The following is a 24,734-nucleotide window of genomic DNA, read 5'->3' as shown; positions in this document are numbered from 1 at the left end:
TGGCGCTCATATGCTAACCGCCTCGTGTGCCGATCATTCAAGCGCCCCCTCGCTCAGGTGTGCGGAGCCCCGGAGGTGCCCGGAGCCCCGCCCTGCCGCCGTGCGACCGACGCGCCCTCACGCCTTCTGCGCCGGGGCCCCGGCGCCCGGCCGGCGCGGGATGCCCAGGGCGCACAGCGCGCCGAGCAGGACCACGGCGACACCGACCCACACCGCGGGGCGCAGCCCGTCGACGAACTCCTGCGGCCCCCGCATGCCGCCGTGCGCCACGAACACCGTGCTCAGTACGGCGATACCGAGCGCGCCGCCGATCTCGCGGACCGTGGTGTTGGCCCCGGAAGCCTTGCCCGCGTGCTCCTCGGCCACCGAGCCGAGGACGACCGCGGCCGTCGGCGCGAACACGAGGCCCATGCCGGTACCGGCCACGATCATCGGGATCACCATCGAGGAGTACGCCGTGTCGGTGCCGACGATGAGGTTGTTCCAGCCGAGGCCCACGCCCTGCAGAAACAGACCGAGCGCCATCAGCCGGCCGCCGCCGATCCGGTCGATGAGCAGTCCGGCCACCGGGGCGACGAACATCGGCATCAGCGTCCAGGGCAGGGTGCGCACACCCGCTTCCAGCGGAGTGCGGGGCGGTGCGATCTGGAGGTACTGGGCCAGCAGGAAAAGCGAGCCGAAGACACCGAAGTACATCGCCGCCGAGACGAGGTTGGTGAGGGTGAAGGCCCGCACCCGGTAGAAGGACAGCGGCAGCATCGGCTGCGGGACGCGCGCCTCCCAGGCCACGAAGGCGGCCAGCAGCACGAGGCCCGCCGCGAACGCGCCCAGCACCGTGGCCGAGGTCCAGCCGTCCGGCTCGCCGTGCACGATCGCCCACACCACGGCGCACAGTCCGGCCGCCGCGAGGACCATGCCGACCAGGTCGAGGCGGGCGCCGGGCAGTGCACTCTCGCGCAGCGCGAACAGCACCAGCGGGATCGCGATCAGGCACACCGGCACGTTGATCCAGAACATCCACCGCCAGTCCAGCCCTTCGACCACGGCACCGCCCACCACCGGACCCATCGCCACGGCGAGCCCGCTCACGCCGGACCACACCCCCAGCGCCATGCCGCGCAGCCGCTCCGGCACGGCCTGGGACAGCAGGGTCAGCGACAACGGCATCACGGCCGCCGCGCCGAGGCCCTGGACCGCGCGGAAGGCGATCAACTCTCCGCTGGAGTCGGCCAGACCGCAGCCGGCGGAGGCCATGGTGAACAGGACGACGCCCGCGACGAACACCCGTCGCCGTCCGAACCGGTCACCGAGCGCGGCCCCCGTCATGAGCAGGCAGGCGAAGCTGAGGACGTAGGCGTTGACGAACCACTGGAGTTCCTGTGTGTTCGCCCGGAGGTCGACGGCCAGGGTGTGCAGGGCCGTGGACACGACGAGGTTGTCGAGCGCGACCATGAACATGGGCACGCTGCAGGCGACCACGGCGAGCCACAGCGGCACGCGCCGCCGCTCTCCGGCGGGGGTGGCGACGGCGGGCCCGTCGAGCGTGGGGGACACGGTCATGACGGGCTCTCTCCTCGGGGAAGGGTGGGGCGGAGTCTCAGGCACCGGTGCGTTCCTGCTCGGCGAGCCGGCGGCGGGCGTCCGCCCAGTCGACGGGCAGCCCGTCGGCCGGGACCTGCCAGAACGTGAACGCCGAGCCCTTCGTCGTGGAGCGCAGCCCGGTCATGATCGACCGGTGCGGTTCGGTCCTCGCGTACCGGTACAGCGCCTCCTTGTCCTCCCAGGCCGACAGGGTCCAGAAGGTGCGCCGGAGAGGCTGGGCGATGAGCGAGGCGCCGTACGCGCCCGGAGCGCGGGTGACCTGTCGCCACGCGCTGAGGGACTTCAGGAAGAAGCGCGGTACGTCCTTGAGGGAGCGGACCTCGAAGCGGGAGGCCATGACGTAGGCCTCGGCGCCCGGGGCGGGCTCGCCGAGCGTGGTCCAGGGCAGGGTGGGCATGGCTGCGGCCTTCCGGGAGGGGGCAGGACTGAGGAGAGGCATCCGTTGCGCACGATTGGATACCTTCACTATCCATGTTAGACAGTGGAGGTATCCAATTTCTAGAGCGGAGTCGTCCCGATGCGCATTTCCGAGCTGAGCCGCCGCAGCGGTGTCTCCGTGACGACGATCAAGTACTACCTCCGCGAGGGCCTCCTCGCTCCCGGCCGGCAGACCTCGGCGACCCAGGCCGAGTACGACGACCAGCACCTGCGCCGACTGCGCCTGATCCGTGCGCTGACCGGCGTACGGGGGCTGTCCGTCACCACCACCCGTGCGGTGCTGGACGCGCTGGCGGCGCACACCGGCGACACCCACCTCCTGCTGGGCCTCACCCTGGGCTCCGTGTCCCTGTCCGGAGAGTCCGCCGAACAGGACCCTGCGGCCGGCGAAGTGGAGGCGCTTCTCCAGGAGTTGGGCTGGCGCGTGCACGAGTCGGCGCCCGCGCGCGCCACCCTCGCCGAGGCCCTGACCTCCCTGCACTCGCTCGGCGTCCCCATGGACCGGCACACCCTGCTGCCCTACGCCCGCCTCGCCGAACGGATCGCCGTCCTGGACCTCGACCAACTCGACGGCCTCACCGACCCGTTGGAGGCGGCCGAACGCGCTCTGCTGCTGACCGTCCTCCTGGAGCCCGCCCTGATGGCCCTGCGCCGCATGGCCCAGGAGAACGAGTCGGCCCGGCGGCACGCCCCGTAGGCGCGTCGACCCCCGGCGTCCTGCGGCCGTCGAAAGATGAAAAGCGGGTCGAGGGCGGTGGCCGAAAACCCGATTGCCCGTCGTGGGAGCGGGTACGCGAGGCCGGACGCGCCAACCACCGCTACCTGGGGAGAACTGCCATGGAGACACCCGACCGCGACGCCACCGCCGCCGCAAGGGCGCTGGACGCCCTGGCCAGGGACACCGGGGACACGGCCGCCCTGGACACCCTCGCCCACTGCGAGGTCCTGGTGCCCGTGCCCGAGGACGCCACCGACGAGGACGTGACCAACCCCAGCATGCTGGCCCTGCCCGTCCTGGAGCAGCCGGGCACGGCACCCGTCGTCCCCGTGTTCACCTCCGAGCCCGAGATGGTCGACCTGCTCCCGGGGGTCGCCCGCTACCGCGTGGTGCCCCTCGGCGCGCTCGCCCACCAGTGGCCGGAGGGCGAGCTGTCGCTCTCCATCGACGCCGCGGGCGACCACCCGCTGACGCTCACCTCGGAGGGGGTCCGGACCCTGCTGGCCCGGTAGTCACCAGGCGCCCTCGCTTCCGGCTCGCGGCAGCGAACAGGCCGTGACCATTGCCGGTGAAGGGGCTGTGCCCGCACTCGCGGCCCCTGCGACGATCTCCCGACCGCTTGACGAGCAAGCGGTTTCGTCAACCCTGGGGGATCCATGAGACCGACCCGTGCGGCACTCGTCGTGGCCGTGGGCGCACTGACCCCGGCCCTCCTGCTGGCCGGCCCCGCCGTGGCAGCCGGCCCGGCCTCCATGCCCGTCACCGTATCGGCCGAGGTGACCGTGGGCACGGACACCGAGTCACCGTACGACTCGATGTCGGAGGACGACCTCCGCATCGAGATCCTGCGCGTGCTTGCCGACGAGAGCACCGGCATCGGGGTGCGCAGGGAAGCGCAGGAGGCACTCGACGGCTCCGTCGAGGACCTGCGCCACTTCCTGAAGACCGGACGCTGGATCGCCCAGGACGAGGACAACAGCGTCGCCATCTTCCGGATTCTGGCCGACCCCGACAGCGGAAGAGCCGTGGTACGGGAGGCCGAGGAAGCCCTTGAGGGCACCGCCGAGGACAGGAGCCGCTTCCTCGAGACGGGTTACCGGCTGGCCCGTGCCGAGGACGACCGGGTGGCCATCTTCAGAATCCTTGCCAGGCCGGACATCAGCGCCGCCCTGCGCGCCGCGGCGGAGCAGGCGGTGCAGGGCACCCCGGAGGAGATGCGTCACTTCCTGGAGGTCGGCCAGTACGAAGTGGGCTAGCGCGTCGCGTCGGTCAGCATCCGGGCCAGTACCTCGCGCTGGATCGGCAGCACCTCGTCGTGGAGGTCGCGCCCCTTCGGGGTGAGGGCGACCCACACCCCACGCCGGTCCTCCATGCAGACGGAACGCTCCACCAGGCCGTCCTTCTCCAGCCGCCCTATGAGGCGGGAGAGCGCGCTCTGGCTGAGGTGGACGCGTCCGGCGAGGTTCTGCACCCGGCACTGGTCACCCGGCCGGGGTGCCTCGGTGGCGAGGATGTCGAGTACCTCGAAGTCGCTCGCCCCGAGACCATGCGGATGCAGCACGCGGTCGATCTCGCACGTCGTGCGCGCGTGCACCGACAGAATGTCCCGCCACCGGTCCTCGAGGTCGATTCCGGCCGTCTTCGCTGCCATACCTGCACGGTAACACCGATTTCACAGTTTGTTTACCGTGCAACTAGTGCCGACGCAAGGGAATTCTGGGCCGGAGTGGCTCAGGAGGCCTCCGGGTCCTGGGTCAGCCCGACGAGGTTTCCGTCGGCGTCCTTCACGAAGGCGATCAGCTTGCCGCCGCCGACGTCCTGCACGTCCTGGAGCACGTCGGCCCCCGCCTCCACCAGGGCCGCGAGCCGGGCCCGGATGTCACTGACGTGCCAGTACGGCACCGGACCGGTCATGCCCCTGGAGTGCCCGTTCGGGTCCAGCCCGACGTCCTGCCCGGCGGCCTTGAAACCGACGTAGTAGCTCTCGTCGGCGTACGGCTCGACCTCGAGCAACGCCCGGAACAGGGCCTTCGCCCGGTCGAGGTCCTTGACGGGATAGATGATGGTCTGCAGGCCGGCGGTCATGGCGTACTCCTCGCTGACGTGGGGACCGACGGATCCCGTCGGTGGTTCCACGCTAGGCCGAGGCCCTGCCGACCGCTTCTCCGATCCTGACCGTTCGGCGAACGCACGCCGGAAGCGAGCCCCCCGCGCCGCGGCGGTCCGGTTTCTCGGGGCGTCGACCTCGGGGTGGGGGGCGTCTGCTTGCCGGGGTTTGACGAGCTGCCGGTTCGGGGCCGGCGAGGGCCGGTGGGCTCAGGGCAGGGCGCGCACGCAGGGAGCGTGGCGCCGCCGACCTGGTTTCTCACGCTCGTATCCGGTGGGCGTGCCCGACCGGGGGTCCAGCGAGCGGCGGTCCGGTTTCATGGGGCGTCGACCTCGGGGTGGGGGGCGTCTGCTTGCCGGGGTTTGACGAGCTGCCGGGTCGGGGCCGGCGACGGCGGGCGAGGGCCGGGTTGCGGCTCTCGCCCGCCGTCGGTCCTCGCCCCCGGCCGGCCGTCACGTCGACTCTCGTTTGACCAGTTCCGTCGGCAGGATCACCGCGGCCGGGTCCTCGCCGCCGATCTGGGCGAGGAGGACGCGGACCATCTCGCTGCTGATCCGGTCCCAGGGCTGGCGGATCGTGGTGAGCGCCGGAGTGGACGCGGTGGCCGCGGGGGAGTCGTCGAAGCCGCCGACCGCGACGTCCTCCGGCACCCGGCGGCCGGCCTGCCGCAGCGCGGCGAGCACCCCCTGTGCCATCAGGTCGGACGCGACGAACACCGCGTCCAGCTCGGGCGCCTGCGCCAGCAGCCGCTCGGCGCCCGCCTCACCGCTGGCCCGGCTGTAGTCCCCGGAGACGATCAGCCGTTCGTCGATCCCGATGCCCGCCTCGGCGAGCACCTCCTTGTAGCCGGCGAGCCGCTCCACACCGCCGGGGGTGTCCAGCGGGCCCGTGACCACGCCGATCCGCCGGCGGCCCTGCGCGAGCAGATGGCGGACCATGTCCCGCGCGCCGTCCCGGTCGTCGGCGGCCACGTAACTCACCTTCGACCCGATCCCGATCGGCTTGCCGCAGGCGACGAGCGGCACGCCCGCCTCCCGCAGCTCGGTGGCGATCGGGTCCCCCGAGTGGCTGGACACCAGCAGCACCCCGTCGACGTGTCCGGCGGTGATGTACCGCGTTATGCGCCGCCGCTCGTCCTCGGTCCCGGCCAGCATCAGCAGCAGCGGGACGTCGTGCCCGGCCAGCGCCTGGGTGCAACCCCGAAGCAGGACGTTGAAGTTGGGGTCCTCGAAGAACCGCTCCTGAGGCTCCGTCAGCAGGAAGCCGACGGAATCGGAGCGGCCGGTGATCAGGGAGCGGGCGTGCCGGTTCACGACGTAACCCGTCCTGCGGATGGCGGCGTTGACCGCCTCCTGGGCGGAAGGGCTGACGTAGTGGCCGCCGTTGAGCACGCGCGAGACGGTCCCTCGTGAGACTCCCGCCTCGCGCGCCACGTCGTGGATCGTCGGCGGCTTGCGCCTGCCCCCCGTGTTGCTCATGGTCATGACTTTACGGCCCCGGACAGCAGGTCAAGGCTCCAGAACCGCTGAATGACGAGGAACAGCGCCACCAGTGGGATCACCGCGAGGAACGCGCCGGTGATCACCAGCGTGTACAGGGCCGGGGTGTTGGCACCCTGCTCCAGCAGCGTGAAGAGACCGAGCGTGATCGGGAACCTCTCGTCGTCGCTGAGCATGATGTACGGCAGCAGGAAGTTGTTCCACACGGCGACGAACTGGAACAGGAACACCGTCACCATGCCGGGGATCATCATCGGCAGCGCGATCCGGGTGAAGATCCGCCACTCGCCGGCCCCGTCCATCCGGCCGGCCTCCACCACGTCGCTCGGCACGGCCGCGGCCGCGTAGATGCGCGCGAGGTAGACGCCGTAGGGGGAGAGGATCTGCGGCAGCAGCACGGACCAGTAGGAGTCCGTGAGATCGGCCTGGGCCATCAGCAGGTACTGCGGGATGGCCAGGATGATCGGAGGCATCAGCACGCCCGCCAGCAGGACGTTGAACATCGTCTCGCGACCGCGGAAGCGGTACGTCGCCAGCGCGTAGCCGCTGAACGCGGACACGCACGTCGACAGCAGGGCGCCGAGACCGGCGTAGAGGGCGGAGTTGGCCATCCACTGCCAGTAGATGCCGTCGCGGTAGGCGTTGAGGTCGCTCAGGTTCTGGGTGAAGCCGGTGCCGGGCAGGAACGTGAACGTGGAGAACAGCTCGCTGCCCGACTTGGTGGACGCGATCACCACCCACGCCACCGGCAGCAGGCAGTACAGCGCGCCCAGCAGCAGCGTGATCGTGGGGACGAGGGCGATCCGGCGGCGCAGCGGCGGACGGTTGTTCCGCTCGGCGTCCGTGGCGCCGGCCGCCGACGGGACCTTCTGGACGGCAAGAGAACTCACTGGGCTGCCCCCTGCTTGTTACGACGGTTCGCGGCCCGCAGGAAGCCGAAGGACAGCAGCAGCGTGGCGATGGCGATGATCACGGCCTGGGCGGCCGCCGAGTAGATGTCACCGGTGCCGAACGCGTCCCGGTACACCTTCATCAGCGGACTCCACGTCGTGGACACGGAGTTGGTGAGCGGCTTGAGGGTGGTCGGCTCGTTGAACACCTGGAGCGTCGCGATGATCGAGAAGAAGAAGGTGAGCACCAGCGAGGGCGCCACCATCGGGATCTTGATCCTGAGCGCGATCTGCAGCGGGGTGGCGCCGTCCAGCTTGGCCGCCTCGTACACCTCGACCGGGATGGCCTGGAGCGAGGTGTAGATGACGATCATGTTGAAGCCGGTGCCGCCCCAGACAGCGATGTTCGACAGGGCGAGGTACAGCGGGCCGCCGTCCAGCAGGTCCGGCTGCGGCAGGCCCAGCCTCTCGAGCACGAAGTAGAACGGACTGACGTCCGGCAGGTACAGGAACCCCCACAGCAGCGCCGCCACGACACCGGGGATGGCGTAGGGCAGGAAGATCGCGAGGCGGGTGAACGGGGCCAGCCGCACCTTGTCGGAGTCGAGCATCAGCGCGAACACCAGGGCGAGGCCCAGCATCACCGGGACGACGATGCAGCCGTAGCCGAGGACGCGCAGGGCGCCGTCCAGCAGCTCGCTGTCGGTGAAGGCGGCGGTGTAGTTCTCCAGGCCGGCCCAGACCTCCGTGCGGGCGCCGGCGCCCAGGCCGAGGCCGGACACCTTCACCTTGTGGAAGCTGAGCCACAGCGCGTAGCCGATGGGCAACGCGAAGAACAGGGCGAAGAGGATGGTGGCGGGGAGGAGGAAAGCGTACGGGGCCCCCTTGACCCCGTACGCCTTCCGGCGTGCGGTTGTCACTCGGAGACCTCGAAGCCCTGCTTCTTCATGTCGGCCACGGTGTCCGCCTGCATCTTGTCCAGGGCGGCGGAGAAGTCCGACTTGTCCTTCGCGGCGGCACCGAAGGCGTCCTTGAAGGTCGTGTAGGCGACGTTCACGTTCGGGCCCCAGGCCGACGGCGCCGTGGTCTTCGCGATCTTGGCGGCGGTGGTGTAGAAGTCCGCCTGGTTCGAGAAGTACTCCGGCGGGCTGATGAAGGCGCCGCTGAGCTGGGCGGAGCTGGAGGCCGGGTAGATACCGCTCTCCTTGGCCAGCGCGTTGAGCGCGTCACCGTCGGTGTTCAGCCAGGCGGCGAACTTGGCGGCGGCGTCCTTGTTCTTGGAGTCCGTCGTGACGGCGGTGGAGGAACCGCCCCAGCTGCCGGTGACGTTGTCGGTCTGCGACCACTGGGGGAGCGGGGCCATGGCCCACTTGCCCTTGGTGTCCGGGGCGGCGGTGGTCAGGGTGCCCGGCGCCCACACGGCGCTGACCCAGGCGATCTGCTTGCCGGTGTTGAGCGCCTTGTTCCAGGCCGGGGTGTACATCGGCTGGTTGTCCACGGCGCCTTCCTCGACGAGGCCGCCCCAGAAGTCGGCGACCTTCTTGGTCGCCGCGTCGTTGATGCCGACCTGCCACTTGTCGCCGGAGGTGGTCCACCACCTGGCGCCGGCCTGCTGGGCGAGGCCCGCGAAGAGGCCGGAGTCGTTGGCCGAGAAGGTGGTGAGGTCCGTCTCCGGGGACTTCTTCTTCAGCGCGCGTGCGGTCTCCGCGAACTGCTCCCAGGTGGTCGGGACGGTCAGGCCGTACTTCTTGAACAGGTCCTCGCGGTAGTAGAACATCATCGGGCCGATGTCCTGCGGCACCGCGTAGACCGCGTCCGTGCCCAGCGTCGTCTGCTGCCAGACGCCGTCGGCGAACTTGCCCTTCACGTCGCCGACGTTCTTCGATATGTCCGCCAGCGCGTCATTGCTGACGAGCGTGGGCAGCGCCTGGTACTCGGCCTGGACCAGGTCGGGGGCCTTGCCCGCCTTGTGCGCGGTGAGGATCTTGGTGACCAGCGTGTCGCCGGACGCCTGCTTCTTCACCGTGACCGTGATCTGGTCCTTCTTGCCCGGCCCCTTGTTCCACAGGTCCACGACCTTGTCCATGCCGGGCGTCCACGTCCAGTACGTGAGCGAGACCGGCCCCGACTGGGCGTCGCTGTCGTCGTCGGACGAGCCGCATGCGGCGAGTGCGGTGGCGCCGAGCGTGACGGCGACGGCGGAGGCTGCGACCTTGAACAGCCGCCGGCGCTGGGTGTTGGGCATGGGTTTCTCCCCTGACCTGGGTTCCCGCCTGCTGCGGGAACCTGCCATGCGTCACATGAACCGAGGTCCTCGCCCGTCGCGAGGCCCTGTCATGCTTCTGTGAGCGTTCACAGTAGAGAAACATCCCGGACACTTGTCAATGGTTGTTGCTGTGCGGTTATGTTGGGCTCGCACCGCCGAGAACGTGTGTGCACGTTCCCAAATGATCGATTAAACGGGAGAGATCCATGCCGGAGACCACCCCCAAGGGCCTCACCAGGCTCGCCTTCGGTGGGGACTACAACCCCGAACAATGGCCGGAAAACGTCTGGCGGGACGACGTGCGGCTGATGCGCGAGGCCGGCGTCACCATGGTGAGTGTCGGGATCTTCTCCTGGGCCCTCCTGGAGCCCACGCCCGGGGTCCACGACTTCGGCTGGCTGGACCGGATCATCGACCTGCTGCACGAGAACGGCATCCGCGTCGACCTGGCCACCCCCACCGCGGCCCCGCCCGTCTGGTTCTACCGCGAGCACCCCGAGGCGCTGCCCGTCACCGCCGACGGCGTCCGCTACGAGTTCGGCTCCCGCGCGGCGATCTGCCACAGCAACGCCGACTACCGCGCGGCCGCGGCGAACATCGCCACCCGGCTCGCCGAGCGCTACGGCGACCACCCGGCGCTCGCGATGTGGCACGTCCACAACGAGTACGGCGTGCCGGTCTCGGCCTGTTACTGCGAGTCCTGCGCCGCCCACTTCCGCCGCTGGCTGGAGACGACGTACGGCACGGTCGACGCGGTGAACGAGGCCTGGGGCACCGCCTTCTGGGGCCAGCGTTACGCGGCCTTCGGCGACATCAACCCGCCGCGCACCACCCCGACCGTCGGCAACCCCGGTCAGGCCCTCGACTACCGGCGCTTCGCCGACGCCACCATGCGCGAGAACTTCGTCATGGAGCGCGACATCCTGCACTGCCTCGCGCCCGGCGTCCCGGTCACCACGAACTTCATGACCGCGCTCAGCCAGTGCGACTCGGTCGACTACTGGGCCTGGGGCCGCGAGGTCGATCTCGTGACCAACGACCACTACCTGATCACCGACGGCCGCCGCACCCACGTCAACCTGGCGATGGCCGCCGACCTCACCCGCTCCGTCGCCGGCGGCGCCCCCTGGATCCTCCTGGAGCACTCCACCTCGGGCGTCAACTGGCAGCCCCGCAACCCGGCCAAGGCCCCCGGCCAGATGGCCCGCAACTCCCTCGGGCACGTGGCCCGCGGCTCCGAGGGCGCCATGTTCTTCCAGTGGCGGCAGTCCCGGCGCGGGGCCGAGAAGTTCCACTCCTCGATGGTCCCGCACGGCGGCACCGACACACGCGTGTGGCGCGAGGTCGTCGAACTCGGCGCCTCCCTCGACTCCCTGAACGCGATCCGTGGCACCCGCACCGAGGCCGACGTCGCCGTCCTGTGGGACTGGCACTCCTGGTGGGCACAGAACCTCGCCTGGCGCCCCAGCGAGGACCACGACCCGCGCGAGCGCGCCGACGCCTTCTACGAGGCCCTCTACGACCGTCACCTCACCGTCGACTTCGCCCACCCCGAGGCCGACCTCTCGCAGTACCCGCTGGTCGTGGTGCCCGCCCTGTACCTGATGACGGAGGCGGCCGGGAACAACCTCAAGGCGTACGTCGAGAACGGTGGCACGCTCGTCGTGTCGTACTTCTCCGGCATCGTCGACGCGTCCGACGCCGTCCACGAGGGCGCCTACCCGGGCGCGCTGCGGGACGTCCTCGGCCTCACCGTCGAGGAGTTCTCCCCGCTGCTCCAGGGCGAGCACGTCCGGATCACGGGGCCCGACGGCTCCGAGCTGAGCGGCGACGTGTGGACCGAGTTCGTCGAGCCGCGCGGCGCCGAGACCGTCTGGACGTACGCCGACGGCCTCACCGCCGGCCGCCCGGCCGTCACCCGGCACCGCCTCGGCGAGGGCACCGCCTGGTACGTCTCGACCCGGCTCGGTGCCGAGGGCCTGGACGCCCTGCTGGGCTGGGCCGCCGAGGACGCCCGCGTCGCCCCGGTCGCCGACCTGCCCCGGGACGTCGAGGTCGTGCGCCGCTCCGGCGAGACCGGCAGCTACCTCTTCGCCATCAATCACACCGCCACCGACGCCAAGGTGCCGCTGGACACGTCCGGCACCGAACTGCTGACGGGCGAACGAGCCGCCGGCCGCCTGGTGGTCCCGGCGGGAGCCGTGCGGGTCGTACGACTCGACGGCTGAGCCAGACTCCCCCTCCGCCCGTGGAGCCGCGAGCCGCGGGCGGAGGGGGTCCCTCACCCCGAGGGAGACCCACCCCCATCACGTCGAAGGGACGACGGACGAAGATGTTCCATCCCAGACGCACTCTCAGAGCCCTGCTGCTCCCGCTCACCGCGGGGCTCGCGCTCACCGCCCTGCCCGCGCAGACCGCCCAGGCGGCTTCCACGCTCACCAACGCCGGCTTCGAGGCCGACGGCGCCGGGGCGGCCGCCCCCAGCGGCTGGTCCGAGTACGGCGACACCGGCGCCTCGTTCGCCGAGTCCGGCGGGCACGGCGGCAGCTACCGCCTCTCCCACTGGGCGTCCGCCGCCTACAAGGTGGAGACGTACCAGTACCTGTCGGGACTGACCAACGGCAACTACAAGCTCACCGCCTGGGTCCGCTCCGGCGGCGGCCAGAAGTCGGCCTACATAGCCCTGAAGAACTGCGGCGGCGCCGAACAGCGCACCGACCTGCCGGTCTCGGCGAGCGGATGGCTCCGTATCGTCGTCCCGGTCAATGTGACGAACAACCAGTGCACGGTCAGCGTCAACAGTGACGCGAACGCGGGCAACTGGATCAATGTTGACGACCTGACCTTCACGTCCGGCACGACCGGACTGTCGATCAAGGGTGCCGACATCTCGTCCATCCCCAAGAGCGAGGCCAAGGGCGGCGTCTACAAGACCGCTTCGGGCACCACCGGCGACCCGGTCACCATCCTGAAGAACGCCGGCATGAACTACGCGCGCCTGAAGGTGTGGGTCAACCCCGCCGACGGCTACAACAACAAGGCGCGCGTGCTGGCCACGGCCAAGCGGGTCAAGGCCGCCGGCCAGAAGCTCCTGGTCGACTTCCACTACTCGGACATCTGGGCCGACCCGGGCGCCCAGAGCAAGCCGAGCGCCTGGGCGGGACACTCGTACAGCCAGCTCAAGACGGACGTGTACAACCACACGTACGACGTGCTGAACGCGCTCAAGGCCCAGGGCACCACGGCCGACATGGTCCAGGTGGGCAACGAGATCAACGGCGGCATGCTGTGGAACGAGGGCTCCACAGCCAACTGGAGCCAGCTCGCCGGCCTGCTCAACTCCGGCTACGACGCCGTCAAGGCGGTCAACTCGTCCACCCCGGTCGCCCTGCACCTCGCCAAGGGCGGTGACCTGACCGGCACCCGCTGGTGGTTCGACAGCGCGGTCTCCAACGGCGTGAAGTTCGACACGATCGGCCTGTCGTTCTACGGCTACTGGCACGGCACGCTCGCCGAGTTCCAGACCACGCTGGACGACGCGGCCTCCCGCTACGGCAAGCCGGTCTTCGTCGCCGAGACGGCCTACCCGTTCCGCCTCGACAGCGAGGACTCGCACGAGAACATCATCGACCTGTCGAGCGAACTGGTCTCCGGCTACCCGGCCACCCCGGCCGGACAGCTCGCCTGGATGAACTCCGTGGCCAGCATCGTGGAGGCCGTCCCGAACGGCCGCGGTCTCGGCGTCTTCTACTGGGAGGCCACCTGGACCGCAGTGAACGGCAACGGCTGGGACCCGACCGACGCCACCTCCGGCAACGGCTGGGAGAACCAGGCCCTGTTCGGCTACGACGACCGGGCGCTGTCCTCGATGGCGTGGTTCAGCCACCGCTGACCGTCATCACGTGACCTCGTGACAGCGGGCCCGGCCGCCACTCGGCGGCCGGGCCCCTGCGCGTTCCCCGCCCCCCCCACGCGAACTGCCGTACAGGGGATGGGTGTTCGATCCCGGCCAAGGGTCGCGGAGTGCGGGACACGGTGGCCTCAACTGCGGAACAGTGGGCAGACGCGGTACGAGGGGCCCCGATCCAGGGACGGAGGGGACGACCATGCTGAGGACTCCCGTGAACGAGCGGCGACTGCACATCCTGGAGTGGCTGAAGGAACCGGCGCGGCACTTCCCGCCGCAGCGGCGCGCGGACCTCGTCGAGGACGGCGTCACCGCGGACATCGTCGCGGCGAAACTGGGCGTGCACCGCAGGGTGGCCGACACCCACCTCGCGCTGCTCACCGACCTGGGTCTGCTGCGCGCCAAGCGGATCCGGCTGCGCACCTACTACCGGCGCGACGAGATGCGCATCGCCGAAGTGGCCCGCATGTTCGAGAAGGGCTGGTAGGGGGCTGGTGGGGGCCGCGCGGACGGCCTACCGTCGGGGACCCGCACCAGTGGAAGGCACCCCGCGTGGACCGACCCACCGCTCTCGTCCCCGTACGCCACCTCTCCCTCGGCGGCCACGGCCCCGAGGACGTCGTGCCCGATCCGTACGGGCGCGTCCTGACCGGAGTCGCGGACGGCCGGATCCTGCGCGTCGACGGCCTCCACGATCCCTCCGCCGCCCGCGTCGAGGAGGTCGCCCGCATCGACGGCCGCCCCCTCGGTCTCGAACTCCTCCCCGACGGCGACCTGTTGGTGTGCGACGCCGAGGGGGCGCTGCTGCGCGTCGGCATCGAGGGCGGCGCCCGGGTCGACGTACTGGCCGACTCGGCGGCGGGGGAGCGGCTGCGGTTCTGCAGCAACGTCGTGGCGCTGCCCGACGGCACCGTGTACTTCACGGTGTCGAGCCGGGCCCACCCCCTGCACGACTGGATGGGCGACCTCGTCGAACACACCGGCACCGGACGCCTGCTGCGGCTGGCCCCCGGTGACGACGAACCCGAAGTCCTGCTGGACGGGCTCCAGTTCGCCAACGGCCTCGCGGTGAGCGCCGACGGCAGCTTCCTGATCGTCGCCGAGACCGGCGCCCGCCGCCTCACCCGCTACCACCTCGCCGGCTCCGCCGCCGGAGGAGCCGAACCCCTCGTCGAGAACCTGCCCGGATTCCCGGACAACCTGTGGCGCGGCGCCCCCGACGGCCCGGTCTGGGTCGCGCTGGCCGGCCCCCGCGTCCCTCCGCTCGATCTCCTCCACCGGGCCGGCCCCACGATCCGCCACCGCGCCGCTCGCCTGGCCCTGCGCGCCCCCTACCGCCCCTCGGGCACCATCGGCGTCCTCGCGGTCGACGACACGGGCCGGACCGTCCACCACCTCACCCGTCGCCGTTCCGGCTTCCGCATGGTCACCAGCGTCTGCGCGGTCCGCGGCCGGCTCGTCCTGGGCAGCCTCTGGGAGCCCGGCATCGCGGTCTGTGCGGCACCCGGGGCTGAGTGATCCGGCGTTACCCTGTTGACCAGCCGTGATCACCCCGCGAGCCGGGGCGACCGGGGGCCGAGGCAGGAGACGTACGACATGACAGCCCCGGAGACCGACAGCCGCCGCGGCGGCGCCCCGCGCCGGTCCGCCGCGCCGGGACAGCTCCCGGTGGTCGCCGTGGTCGCCGTCGGCGGCGGACTGGGCGCCGCGGCCCGCTACGCGGCCTCCCTGTGGTGGCCCTCGGTGAGCAGCGGGTTCCCGTGGACGACCTTCTGGGTCAACGTCGTCGGCTGCGCCGTGATCGGCGTCCTCCTGGTGCTGATCACCGAGGCGCTGACCGTCCACCGGCTCGTCCGCCCCTTCTTCGGCACCGGCGTGCTCGGCGGCTTCACCACCTTCTCGACGTACGCCGTCGACCTCCAGCGACTGTTCGACACGGGGCATCTCCGTACGGCGCTGGCCTACCTGGCCGCGACCCCGCTCGCGGCGCTCACGGCGGTGTGGCTCGCGGCGACCGCGACCCGCCGCGTCCTGACCCGGAGGAAGCCATGACGAGGCTCACCGGCAGTGCCCTGCGCGTGACCGTCTTCGTCGGCGAGAACGACACCTGGCACCGCAAGCCCCTGTACACCGAGATCGTGCACCGGGCCCATGGGGCAGGACTGGCGGGTGCCAGCGTCTTCCGCGGCATCGAGGGCTTCGGCGCCTCCTCGCTGATCCACACCGCCCGTCTGCTCTCCCTCAGCGAGGACCTCCCGGTCGCCGTCGTCATCGTCGACACGGAGGAACGGGTGCGGGCCTTCCTGCCCCAGCTCGACGAACTGGTCACCGAGGGCCTCGTCATCCTCGACCCCTGTGAGGTCATCCTCCCCCAGTCTCAACGGCGTTCGACCGGGGGGACCCCCATCGTCGACCGCGACCGGAACCAGGGCGAAACGGACACGCAGGGTAAGAGGCCGTTGTGAACTGGCTGCTGGTCGTCGCCGGAGCAATGGTCGGCGCACCCCTGCGCTACCTGACCGACCGCGCGGTGCAGGCCCGGCACGACTCGGTCTTCCCCTGGGGCACCTTCGTCGTCAACGTCGTCGGCTGCGCGGTCCTCGGCCTGGTGACCGGCGCGGCCGTCGCCGGAGCCGCCGACCCCGACCTGCGGCTGCTCCTCGGCACCGGTTTCTGCGGGGCCCTGACCACCTACTCCACCTTCTCCTACGAGACGCTGCGGCTGACCGAGACCGGAGCGGCGCTGCACGCCGCCGCCAACGTCGTCGCCAGTGTGGCGGTGGGCGTCGGGGCCGCCTTCGCGGGGGTGTGGCTCGCGCAGACGGTGTGGTCATGACCGGGGAACACACCCGCGGCTGGTAGGACTGTGCAGCGCACCGCCGTGCACCGCACCGCCGTGCACCGCACCGTCGACCACCCGCAGAACGGGATCCCATGAGCGCCATCTCCGTCGGTCAGGCCGTCGTCCTCGGAGCCATCGAGGGAGTGACCGAGTTCCTCCCCGTCTCCTCCACCGGGCATCTGAAGATCACCGAGGGTCTGATGGGCATCCCGGTCGACGACGACGCGGTCGTCGGCTTCTCCGCGGTCATCCAGGTCGGCGCGATCGCGGCGGTGCTGGTGTACTTCCGCAAGGACATCACGCGGATCGTCTCCGCCTGGCTCCGCGGCCTCACCGACAAGGGCGAGCGCCACCACCACGACTACAAGTTCGCCTGGTGGGTGATCTACGCGACGATCCCGATCGTCGTCGTGGGCCTGGCCGCCAAACCGCTGATCCAAGGCCCCCTGGCCTCGCTCTGGGTGGTCGCGGGCTCGCTCATCGCCGGCAGCGGCGTGATGTGGGTGGCCGACCGGACGGGCCGCCACAAGCGGGGCGAGGACGACACCTCGTTCAAGGACGCCATGCTGGTCGGCAGCTCCCAGATCCTCGCGCTGCTCTTCCCCGGCTTCTCCCGCTCCGGCGCGACCATGTCGACCGCGCTCATGCTCGACCTGGACCGGGTCGCGGCCACCCGGCTCTCCTTCTTCCTCGGCATCCCGGCCCTCACCGGCGCCGGCCTCTACGAGCTGAAGGACGCCCTGGGCACCGGGGCCGGGGCCGCACCGCTGGTCGTCGGCACGGCGGTGTCCTTCGTGGTCGCCTACGCCTCCATCGCCTGGCTGCTGAGGTTCGTCGCCAAGCACTCCTTCAACGCGTTCGTGATCTACCGGATCGTCGTGGGCCTGCTGCTGTTCGGGCTGCTGGCCACGGGAGTCCTCGGCAGCTGAGCGGGGCGGAGATGGCTGAGCACGGGGGAGATGGTTGAGCGCGGGGGAGGCGGCTGGGTCTGGTGGGGGTGGTCGGCTGGGGTGCAGGCGGCTGGGTCTGGTGGGGGTGGTCGGCTGGGGTGCAGGCGGCTGGGTCTGGTGGGGGTGGTCGGCTCGGGTGTAGTCGGCTGGCCTGGCGCAGACAGTCCGCCCCCGGCGGAGACAGCCCGCCCCGGTGCAGGCGGCCGACCTGGGGCGTAGGCGGGCGTCGGCCCCGGGCCGAGGACAGCTCATCCGGGGCGGAGGCGAGAATCCCGCTTTCACCCGTCCGCTCACTGAATCTTTCCTTTCACTCGCCTTGACAGCGACCTCCGGCCACCCGGAGTATCACTCCCGTGAACCTGTCAGACAGCCAGACAGGTGGCCCGGCACCCCGTCGCATCAGCGCGATGGAAGCGGTGCTCGCCCACCTTCGCGGCGCCATCGAGCGCGGCCACTACGCCATCGGGGACAAGCTTCCCTCCGAGGCGGAACTGTGCCGCACCCTCGAGGTGTCCCGGCCCGTCCTGCGAGAAGCCCTGCGCGCCCTCCAGACCATGGGCCTGACGGTCTCCCGGACCGGCAAGGGCACGTTCGTCGTCGCCAACACCGTCGAGGACCCCACCTTCGGCGACTACGCCGCCAGCGACCTGCTCGAAGTGCGCCGCCACATCGAGATCCCGGTCGCCGGGTACGCCGCCGCGCGCCGCACCCCGGAGAACCTGGACCACCTGGCCCACCTCCTGGACCGGATGGAACGCGAGACCGACACCACCGCCTGGGTCGCGATGGACACCCTCTTCCACCTCGCCGTCGCCGAGGCCGCCCAGAACCCGGTCTTCCGCCGGGTCATCGAGGAGATCCGCGACGCACTGGCGCGTCAGTCGGCCTTCCTGAACGAACTGGGCGGACGGCGCGAGCAGTCCAACCGCGAACACCGGGCCATCGTCGAGGCGCTGATCGACGGTTCCGAGTCCGACGCCGTGGAGGCCATGAGCCACCACCTCGACCGCGTCGAGACGACCCTCACCGACATCGTGCGCCCTCCGCGCACCGACTCCCCCCTGGAAGGCGGACCCGAGGCGTGAGCGAACAGCACCTCAAGGACGAGACCCGCCCCTCGACCCGTCACGTCGACGCCGGAGACGAGGGGTACAGCAAGTCCCTCAAACACCGGCACGTCAACATGATCGCCATCGGCGGCGCCATCGGCACAGGTCTCTTCCTCGGCGCAGGCGGCCGCCTCGCCGACGCCGGCCCCTCCCTCTTCATCGCCTACGCGGTCTGCGGCATCTTCGCCTTCCTCGTGGTGCGCGCCCTCGGCGAACTCGTCCTGTACCGCCCGTCCTCCGGCGCCTTCGTGTCGTACGCCCGGGAGTTCATGGGAGAGAAGGGCGCCTACACCGCGGGCTGGATGTACTTCCTGAACTGGGCCACCACCGGCATCGCCGACATCACCGCGGTGGCCACCTACACCCACTACTGGGGCATGTTCTCCGACGTACCCCAGTGGGTGATCGCGCTGATCGCCCTGGCCGTGGTCCTCACGGTGAACCTGATCTCCGTGAAGATCTTCGGCGAACTGGAGTTCTGGTTCGCGATCGTCAAGGTCAGCGCGCTCGTGATCTTCATGTGCATCGGAATCTTCCTGCTGGTCACCCAGCACCAGGTCGACGGCACCACCCCCGGCCCGTCCCTGATCAGCGACCACGGCGGCATCTTCCCCAACGGCCTGCTGCCCATGCTGCTGATCGTCCAGGGCGTCGTCTTCGCCTACGCCTCCGTCGAACTGGTCGGCGTCGCCGCCGGTGAGACCGAGAACCCCGAGAAGATCATGCCGAAGGCGATCAACTCGATCATGTGGCGCGTGGGCCTGTTCTACGTCGGCTCGGTCCTCCTGCTGTCGATGCTGCTCCCGTGGAACAAGTACACCTCCGGCGAGAGCCCCTTCGTCACGGTGCTGTCCAACATCGGCGTCCCGGCCGCGGGCGGCGTGATGAACCTCGTCGTGCTCACGGCGGCGATGTCCTCCCTCAACTCGGGCCTCTACTCCACCGGCCGCATCCTGCGCTCCATGGCCGTGAGCGGCTCGGCGCCCCGGTTCACCGCGAAGATGAGCCGCACCCAGGTCCCCTACGGCGGCATCCTGCTCACCAGCGGCGTCTGCGTCCTCGGCGTCGGCCTCAACTTCGTGGTCCCCGCCGACGCGTTCGAGATCGTCCTGAACTTCGCGGCACTCGGCATCCTCGCCACCTGGGGCATGATCATGATCTGCCACCTGCTGTTCTGGCAGAAGACCCAGAACGGCGACCTGACCCGCCCCAGCTACCGACTGCCGGGCTCCCCCTGGACCGAACTCGTGACGCTGGCCTTCCTCGCCTCCGTCCTGGTCCTCATGTACGCCGACGGCGGCGCCGGACGCACCACCGTGCTGTGCCTGCCGCTGATCGCCGCCGCGCTCGTCGCGGGCTGGTACGCCATCCGCGTCCGCCGCACCCGCACGTCATCCAAGGCCGACGCGTGAACCCGCCGCCGGCCCCCACCCACTCACCAGTGACCAGGCAATGATGTACAGCAGTTCGCTCGCCGACGCCCCCGCGATCCGCGAACCCCTCCACGCCCCCGTCGCCCACCTCGTCCGCGGTGGGGTCACGGAGGGCATCCACTACGGCTCCGTCGTCGTCCTCGGCACGGACGGCGAGGTCGACTTCCAGCTCGGTGACATCGAGGTCGCCTTCTACCCACGCTCCGCGCTCAAGCCCGTCCAGGCCGTCGCCATGGTGCGCGCCGGCCTCCCGCTCGACGGCGAGCTGCTCTCACTCGCCGCCGCCAGCCACTCCGGCGAGGAGCGCCACCTCGCAGGGACCCGGCGGATCCTCGAGCTGGCCGGCGTCACCGAGGACGACCTGCGCAACGTCACGGACCTGCCGTACGACCCGGTCGTCCGCGACATCTGGATACGGGAGGGCCGCCGGCCCTCCCGCCTCGCCCAGAACTGCTCGGGCAAGCACGCGGCGATGCTGTACACCTGCAAGCTCAACGGCTGGTCCCTCGACGGCTACCTCGACCCCGGGCACCCGCTCCAGCAGGCGATCGCCGAGATCGTCGAGGACCTCACCGGGCAGCGGATCGCCCGGGTCACCGTCGACGGGTGCGGAGCGCCGCTGTTCTCCGTCTCCCTCAACGGTCTGGCGCGTGCCGCCGCCCGCATCACCACCGCCGTGCCCGGCACCCCCGAGGCGCGGGTGGCGGGCGCGATGCGCGAGCACGCCGAGATGGCCTCCGGCTCCGGCCGGGACGTCGCCGCCCTCATGCGAGCCGTCCCCGGACTGCTCGCGAAGGACGGTTTCGAGGGCGTCGAGGTCGCCGCGCTCCCCGACGGCCGTGCCGTCGCCGTCAAGATCTCCGACGGAGCGAACCGCGCCCGAGTCCCGGTCACCGCGGCTGCCCTCGTCCGCGCCGGCGTGGACCCCGCCCTCCTTACACCCTTCGCGGGCGAACCCCTCCTCGGCGGCGGTGAACCCGTCGGCAGCATCCGCACGGTACGCGCCCTGGACCCGGTCACCGAGCCGGCCTGCGCCTGACATGTGGTGGGGGGACACGGGGTGCAGGGGAGGCGGGGCGCGGCCCGGCCATACGCCGGTCTCGGTGCCCGCCAGTCCGCGAGCGGTCCCCCGCCCGGGACCGGGGCCCGACCGGCCGCCCGGCCCTCGGGCCCGGCGCGGCCGCACGACGGTCATCCCCGCACGGACCGGCTCGGACGGCCGCGGCTGGTCAGCCGCGGCCAGGGCGGTGCCCCTGTCGAGCGGGTCGGCGACCGTCGGCCCGCGCTGCTCGCGCGGTCGTCTGTCAGGTGTCGTCGTCGGTCATGGCCGGACTCCGTGTGCGGGAGTCTGCGGGTGGTGCTCCGTCCGGGGCCGGGCAGGCGGTCCGGCTCGGACGGCCGCGGCGGATGTCGCGGGCCCCGGCCCAGTCGCGGCCGCCCACCGCTTCCGTCCGCCGGGGGCTCAGCCCGGCCGCGACCGCCCGACGTCCGTCCACCACAGTCCTCTGTCCGGGCGCCCGCCCGGTGAGCCCTCCCGGAGACCGCCGGCCCGTTCACCCCAACGGTCGGCACCCGACCGGCTCGGGCGGTCGGCATCCCGTGCCGGCCGAGCCGGTCATCCTTCGCCCGCCACCACGCCCTCACCCTCGGCCCTCAGAAAGAGGCAACACCCTCATGACTGTCGTCGTCAGCCGCAGCGAACACGATCTGCTCGGGGACCGGGACGTCCCCGTCGACGCGTACTGGGGCATCCACACCCTGCGCGCCACCGAGAACTTCCCGATCACCGGGACCACGATCTCCGCCTACCCGCATCTCATCGACGCCCTCGCCGCAGTCAAGGAGGCCGCCGCCCTGGCCAACGAGGAGCTGGGGCTGCTGTCGTCCGAGAAGGCCGCCGCGATCGTCGCCGCCTGCCGTGAGATCCGGGCGGGCAAGCTCCACGACCAGTTCGTGGTGGACGTGGTGCAGGGCGGCGCGGGCACCTCGACCAACATGAACGCCAACGAGGTCGTCGCCAACCGCGCCCTGGAGTTGCTGGGCCACGCGAAGGGCGAGTACCGGTACCTGCACCCCAACGAGGACGTCAATCTCGGTCAGTCGACCAACGACGTCTACCCGACCGCCGTCAAGGTCGCGACCGTCTTCGCGGTGCACGGGCTGCTCAAGGCCATGGCCGTCCTTCAGGACGCCTTCGCCCGCAAGGCCGTCGAGTTCCGCGACGTGCTGAAGATGGGCCGCACCCAGCTCCAGGACGCCGTCCCGATGACCCTCGGGCAGGAGTTCTCCACGTTCGCCGTCATGATTGACGAGGACCGCTGCCGTCTTGCCGAGGCCGTCGAGTTGATCCATGAGATCAACCTGGGCGCCACGGCGATCGGCACGGGCCTCAACGCGCCCGTCGGCTACGCCGAGTCGGCCCGACGCCACCTCGCCGCGATCACCGGCCTGCCGCTCGTCACCGCCGCGAACCTCGTCGAGGCGACCCAGGACTGCGGTGCGTTCGTCCAGATGTCCGGCGTGCTCAAGCGGATCGCGGTGAAGCTCTCCAAGAGCTGCAACGACCTGCGCCTGCTGTCCTCCGGGCCGCGCGCGGGTCTCGGCGAGATCAACCTGCCGCCCGTTCAGGCCGGTTCGTCCATCATGCCGGGCAAGGTCAACCCGGTGATCCCGGAGGTCGTCAACCAGGTCGCCTTCGAAGTGATCGGCAACGACGTCACCATCACCATGGCCGCCGAGGCCGGACAGCTCCAGCTCAACGCCTTCGAGCCGATCATCCTGCACTCCCTGTCGGAGTCGATCACCCACCTGCGCGCCGCCTGCCTCACCCTCGCCGAACGCTGCGTGATCGGCATCACCGCCAACACCGAGCTGCTGCGCGCCGGCGTGGAGAACTCCATCGGCCTGGTCACCGCCCTCAACCCGCACATCGGCTACACGGCGGCCACCGACATCGCCAAGGAGGCGCTCGTCACCGGCCGCGGCGTCGCCGAACTGGTCCTGGAGAAGGGCCTGTTGCCTGCCGAGCGACTCGCCGCCCTGCTGCGCCCCGAGGTCGTCGCGGGCAACGGCTCGCCCCTCGCCTGACCAGTCCCCGACCTGCGACGACGCGCCACGACCGGCCCGGAGGCACAATGGTGATCATGACAACGACGTCGTCCCTCACCTTCCAGCCGGTCCTGGAGCGCATCGCCGAGGAGATGGCCCGCACCCCCGGCCGCGGCCGGCCCGCCGACTACATCCCGGCGCTCGCCGCCCGCGACGCCCGCAGCTTCGGCATGGCCGTGGCCGAGCTGGACGGCACGGTGTACGGGGTGGGGGACTGGCACGAACCGTTCTCGACGCAGTCCATCACCAAGGTCTTCACCCTCGCCCTGGACCTGGCCCGCGAGGGCGACGAACTCTGGGAGCACGTCGGCCGCGAACCCTCCGGCAACCCCTTCAACTCGCTGATCCAGCTGGAGTACGAGAACGGCATCCCCCGCAACCCCTTCATCAACGCGGGCGCCCTCGTCGTCACCGACCGCCTCCAGACCCGTAGCGGAGACGCGGCGGGCGAACTGCGGGACTTCCTGCGGGCCGAGAGCGGCAACGCGGCGCTCGACTACGACCTGGCCGTGGCCGCCTCCGAGTCCGCGCACGGCGACCGCAACGCCGCCCTCGCCCATTTCATGGCGTCCTACGGCAACATCGACAACCCGGTGCCGGCCCTCCTCGACCAGTACTTCCGCCAGTGCTCGATCACCGCCTCCTGCGCCGACCTCGCCCTGGCCACCGGCTTCCTCGCCCGGCACGGCGTCCGCGCCGACGGCAGCCGCCTGCTCAGCCGCAGCCAGGCCAAGCAGGTGAACGCCGTCATGCTGACCTGCGGCACCTACGACGCGGCCGGTGAGTTCGCCTATCGCGTGGGCCTGCCCGGCAAGAGCGGCGTGGGCGGCGGCATCATCGCGGTCGTACCGGGCCGCTGCACGCTGTGCGTGTGGAGTCCGGGCCTGGACGAACGCGGGAACTCGGTGACGGGCGTGGCGGCCCTGGAGCGGTTCACGACACTGACCGGACTGTCGGTGTTCTGAGCGGTTTTCCGGGCGGCCGTGCTCACGACCCGTGGCACTCGCTGTTGTCGCCGCCCGACCGGCACTGCGACTGAGGGCCGCTGTAGCCCGGCGAAGGAGCGGGCGGGTGGTTCTCGGAGTGCTGCCGGAGCAGCCCGTAGGCCGCGCCGAGCACCAGCAGGATCCCGGCGACGCCCTGGAGGAAGGCGGTGATGTACGCCTGCCCCCGGCTCGCGAGGAACGCCGTGCCCAGCACGAGCAGGCCCAGGACGAGGAGGCACACGCCGGCGGGCGTGAAGCTGACGGACGAGTTGTCGTCGGGGCCGAACACGTCGAACCCGGCCTCGCTCAGACCCCAGAGGACGCCGACCAGCGCGGCCGCGGCGTCCAGCGCGAGCAGGACGAGCGCCACGAGGATGTCCGCCACAGGGTGCAGGGGGCGGGAGCGAGGTGCCGGTGCCGTCGTCATGACCCCAGCCTGACCACCGCCAGGCGCCGCGTCCTGAGCACGCGTACTCAACACCGCTTCCCGCGACCGCGACCGCGACCGACCACGACCGCGCACACGCCTTCACGCCCAGGCCGCCGCCCGGAGAGAGGCACGTCGCCTTCCGGCCACCCGGCGTCGACACCCTGACGGAGTGTTGGCCATGGCTGTTTCCGTCGATCTCCGCCGCTGTCAGGTCCTGGGCCTGGCCGGCACGGCCTGTCTCGCGCTGGGCGGTGAGACGGCTGGTGCGCTGCCCGTCCGGCAGCTCCTCGCCCCGTCCTCCCCTCACGCCGGCGCTGGTTCTGCTGGTGCTGTGCTGCTGGGCATGGCGGTCCCGGCGGGCGGTGGCCGCGGGGAACCGGCCCGCGGCCTTCGCCCTCACGGGCCTGACGGCCTGCCTGGTCAGCCCCATCACCTGGGTGCATCGTCTG

General features: G+C 71.0%; 25 protein-coding genes. 16 read left to right on the top strand and 9 right to left on the bottom strand.

Features of this window, described 5'->3' with window-relative positions; genetic code table 11:
* Window positions 1–117: 117 nt before the first annotated feature.
* Together ACFWJX_RS18200 and ACFWJX_RS18195 are read right to left on the bottom strand one after the other, a co-directional pair.
* Window positions 118–1,560 (bottom strand): MFS transporter, encoded by a 1,443-nt coding sequence (locus ACFWJX_RS18200; protein ID WP_383243708.1) that lies wholly within the window; start codon window positions 1,558–1,560, stop codon window positions 118–120.
* 37 nt (window positions 1,561–1,597) lie between these two features.
* Window positions 1,598–1,999: a DUF3291 domain-containing protein gene (locus tag ACFWJX_RS18195; RefSeq protein WP_383243705.1), complete on the bottom strand. Its 402-nt coding sequence runs from the start codon at window positions 1,997–1,999 to the stop codon at window positions 1,598–1,600.
* Window positions 2,000–2,119: 120 nt separating this feature from the next.
* On the opposite strand from ACFWJX_RS18195, the gene ACFWJX_RS18190 reads away from it, so the two are divergent.
* The 3 genes from ACFWJX_RS18190 (at window position 2,120) to ACFWJX_RS18180 (ending at window position 4,014) form a co-directional block, all read left to right on the top strand.
* On the top strand, window positions 2,120–2,737 hold the full coding sequence (locus tag ACFWJX_RS18190) for a MerR family transcriptional regulator (protein WP_383243703.1): 618 nt from the start codon (window positions 2,120–2,122) through the stop codon (window positions 2,735–2,737).
* A 140-nt stretch (window positions 2,738–2,877) separates the two neighbouring features.
* Complete coding sequence (locus ACFWJX_RS18185) at window positions 2,878–3,270, top strand: SseB family protein (RefSeq protein ID WP_383243700.1); 393 nt, start codon at window positions 2,878–2,880, stop codon at window positions 3,268–3,270.
* Between the two features lie 144 nt (window positions 3,271–3,414).
* Window positions 3,415–4,014: an ALF repeat-containing protein gene (locus ACFWJX_RS18180; protein WP_383243697.1), complete on the top strand. Its 600-nt coding sequence runs from the start codon at window positions 3,415–3,417 to the stop codon at window positions 4,012–4,014.
* Here ACFWJX_RS18180 and ACFWJX_RS18175 read toward each other — a convergent pair.
* The 6 genes from ACFWJX_RS18175 to ACFWJX_RS18150 all read right to left on the bottom strand — a co-directional run bounded on the left by ACFWJX_RS18175 (window position 4,011) and on the right by ACFWJX_RS18150 (window position 9,499).
* Window positions 4,011–4,409, bottom strand: coding sequence for a MarR family winged helix-turn-helix transcriptional regulator (locus ACFWJX_RS18175; RefSeq protein WP_383243694.1), 399 nt, complete (start codon window positions 4,407–4,409; stop codon window positions 4,011–4,013). The two genes, ACFWJX_RS18180 and ACFWJX_RS18175, sit on opposite strands and share 4 nt — an antisense overlap.
* An 80-nt stretch (window positions 4,410–4,489) precedes the next feature.
* Window positions 4,490–4,843, bottom strand: coding sequence for a VOC family protein (locus tag ACFWJX_RS18170; protein ID WP_383243691.1), 354 nt, complete (start codon window positions 4,841–4,843; stop codon window positions 4,490–4,492).
* A 474-nt stretch (window positions 4,844–5,317) separates the two neighbouring features.
* Window positions 5,318–6,349: a LacI family DNA-binding transcriptional regulator gene (locus ACFWJX_RS18165; protein WP_383243688.1), complete on the bottom strand. Its 1,032-nt coding sequence runs from the start codon at window positions 6,347–6,349 to the stop codon at window positions 5,318–5,320.
* Window positions 6,346–7,254 carry a carbohydrate ABC transporter permease gene (locus tag ACFWJX_RS18160; RefSeq protein ID WP_383243685.1) on the bottom strand — a complete coding sequence of 303 codons (909 nt, stop codon included), beginning with the start codon at window positions 7,252–7,254 and terminating at the stop codon, window positions 6,346–6,348. Before ACFWJX_RS18160 ends, ACFWJX_RS18165 begins: the two co-directional genes overlap by 4 nt.
* Window positions 7,251–8,174 (bottom strand): carbohydrate ABC transporter permease, encoded by a 924-nt coding sequence (locus ACFWJX_RS18155; RefSeq protein WP_383243682.1) that lies wholly within the window; start codon window positions 8,172–8,174, stop codon window positions 7,251–7,253. Before ACFWJX_RS18155 ends, ACFWJX_RS18160 begins: the two co-directional genes overlap by 4 nt.
* Window positions 8,171–9,499, bottom strand: a complete 1,329-nt coding sequence (locus ACFWJX_RS18150; protein ID WP_383243680.1) for an ABC transporter substrate-binding protein — start codon at window positions 9,497–9,499, stop codon at window positions 8,171–8,173. Before ACFWJX_RS18150 ends, ACFWJX_RS18155 begins: the two co-directional genes overlap by 4 nt.
* Window positions 9,500–9,726: 227 nt before the next feature.
* Between ACFWJX_RS18150 and ACFWJX_RS18145 the strand changes: the two genes are divergently transcribed.
* From ACFWJX_RS18145 to ACFWJX_RS18085, 13 genes are all read left to right on the top strand, one after another.
* Window positions 9,727–11,748, top strand: a complete 2,022-nt coding sequence (locus ACFWJX_RS18145; RefSeq protein WP_383243677.1) for a beta-galactosidase — start codon at window positions 9,727–9,729, stop codon at window positions 11,746–11,748.
* A 104-nt stretch (window positions 11,749–11,852) separates the two neighbouring features.
* Complete coding sequence (locus tag ACFWJX_RS18140; protein WP_383243674.1) at window positions 11,853–13,412, top strand: arabinogalactan endo-beta-1,4-galactanase; 1,560 nt, start codon at window positions 11,853–11,855, stop codon at window positions 13,410–13,412.
* A 214-nt stretch (window positions 13,413–13,626) separates the two neighbouring features.
* Window positions 13,627–13,914, top strand: a complete 288-nt coding sequence (locus tag ACFWJX_RS18135) for an ArsR family transcriptional regulator (protein ID WP_383243672.1) — start codon at window positions 13,627–13,629, stop codon at window positions 13,912–13,914.
* A gap of 65 nt (window positions 13,915–13,979) precedes the next feature.
* Window positions 13,980–14,945 (top strand): SMP-30/gluconolactonase/LRE family protein, encoded by a 966-nt coding sequence (locus tag ACFWJX_RS18130; protein ID WP_383243669.1) that lies wholly within the window; start codon window positions 13,980–13,982, stop codon window positions 14,943–14,945.
* 78 nt (window positions 14,946–15,023) lie between these two features.
* Complete coding sequence (crcB, locus tag ACFWJX_RS18125; protein WP_383243666.1) at window positions 15,024–15,479, top strand: fluoride efflux transporter CrcB; 456 nt, start codon at window positions 15,024–15,026, stop codon at window positions 15,477–15,479.
* A complete protein-coding gene (locus ACFWJX_RS18120; RefSeq protein ID WP_383243663.1) occupies window positions 15,476–15,892 on the top strand; it encodes a DUF190 domain-containing protein in 417 nt (138 codons plus the stop codon). The genes crcB (ACFWJX_RS18125) and ACFWJX_RS18120 overlap by 4 nt, the downstream gene beginning before the upstream one ends.
* Window positions 15,889–16,263 carry a fluoride efflux transporter CrcB gene (crcB, locus tag ACFWJX_RS18115; RefSeq protein ID WP_383243660.1) on the top strand — a complete coding sequence of 125 codons (375 nt, stop codon included), beginning with the start codon at window positions 15,889–15,891 and terminating at the stop codon, window positions 16,261–16,263. The genes ACFWJX_RS18120 and crcB (ACFWJX_RS18115) overlap by 4 nt, the downstream gene beginning before the upstream one ends.
* 98 nt (window positions 16,264–16,361) lie before the next feature.
* On the top strand, window positions 16,362–17,198 hold the full coding sequence (locus ACFWJX_RS18110; RefSeq protein WP_383243657.1) for an undecaprenyl-diphosphate phosphatase: 837 nt from the start codon (window positions 16,362–16,364) through the stop codon (window positions 17,196–17,198).
* Between the two features lie 428 nt (window positions 17,199–17,626).
* Window positions 17,627–18,304, top strand: coding sequence for a FadR/GntR family transcriptional regulator (locus ACFWJX_RS18105; protein WP_383244030.1), 678 nt, complete (start codon window positions 17,627–17,629; stop codon window positions 18,302–18,304).
* Window positions 18,301–19,740 carry an amino acid permease gene (locus tag ACFWJX_RS18100; RefSeq protein WP_383243654.1) on the top strand — a complete coding sequence of 480 codons (1,440 nt, stop codon included), beginning with the start codon at window positions 18,301–18,303 and terminating at the stop codon, window positions 19,738–19,740. The genes ACFWJX_RS18105 and ACFWJX_RS18100 overlap by 4 nt, the downstream gene beginning before the upstream one ends.
* 43 nt (window positions 19,741–19,783) lie before the next feature.
* A complete protein-coding gene (locus ACFWJX_RS18095) occupies window positions 19,784–20,800 on the top strand; it encodes an asparaginase (RefSeq protein WP_383244028.1) in 1,017 nt (338 codons plus the stop codon).
* Window positions 20,801–21,435: 635 nt separating this feature from the next.
* Window positions 21,436–22,848 (top strand): aspartate ammonia-lyase, encoded by a 1,413-nt coding sequence (aspA, locus tag ACFWJX_RS18090; RefSeq protein WP_383243651.1) that lies wholly within the window; start codon window positions 21,436–21,438, stop codon window positions 22,846–22,848.
* A gap of 47 nt (window positions 22,849–22,895) precedes the next feature.
* The gene (locus tag ACFWJX_RS18085; protein ID WP_383243648.1) at window positions 22,896–23,834 is read left to right on the top strand and encodes a glutaminase; all 939 of its coding nucleotides are present in this window, start codon (window positions 22,896–22,898) and stop codon (window positions 23,832–23,834) included.
* 22 nt (window positions 23,835–23,856) lie between these two features.
* Here the strand turns inward: ACFWJX_RS18085 and ACFWJX_RS18080 are convergent, their stop codons facing one another.
* Window positions 23,857–24,282, bottom strand: a complete 426-nt coding sequence (locus tag ACFWJX_RS18080; protein ID WP_383243645.1) for a DUF6234 family protein — start codon at window positions 24,280–24,282, stop codon at window positions 23,857–23,859.
* Window positions 24,283–24,734: the final 452 nt, after the last annotated feature.

Source organism: Streptomyces sp. NPDC058335, assembly GCF_042723915.1.
In the GTDB taxonomy this organism is placed as follows: domain Bacteria; phylum Actinomycetota; class Actinomycetes; order Streptomycetales; family Streptomycetaceae; genus Streptomyces.
This window is presented reverse-complemented; position numbering and strand designations above follow the sequence as displayed.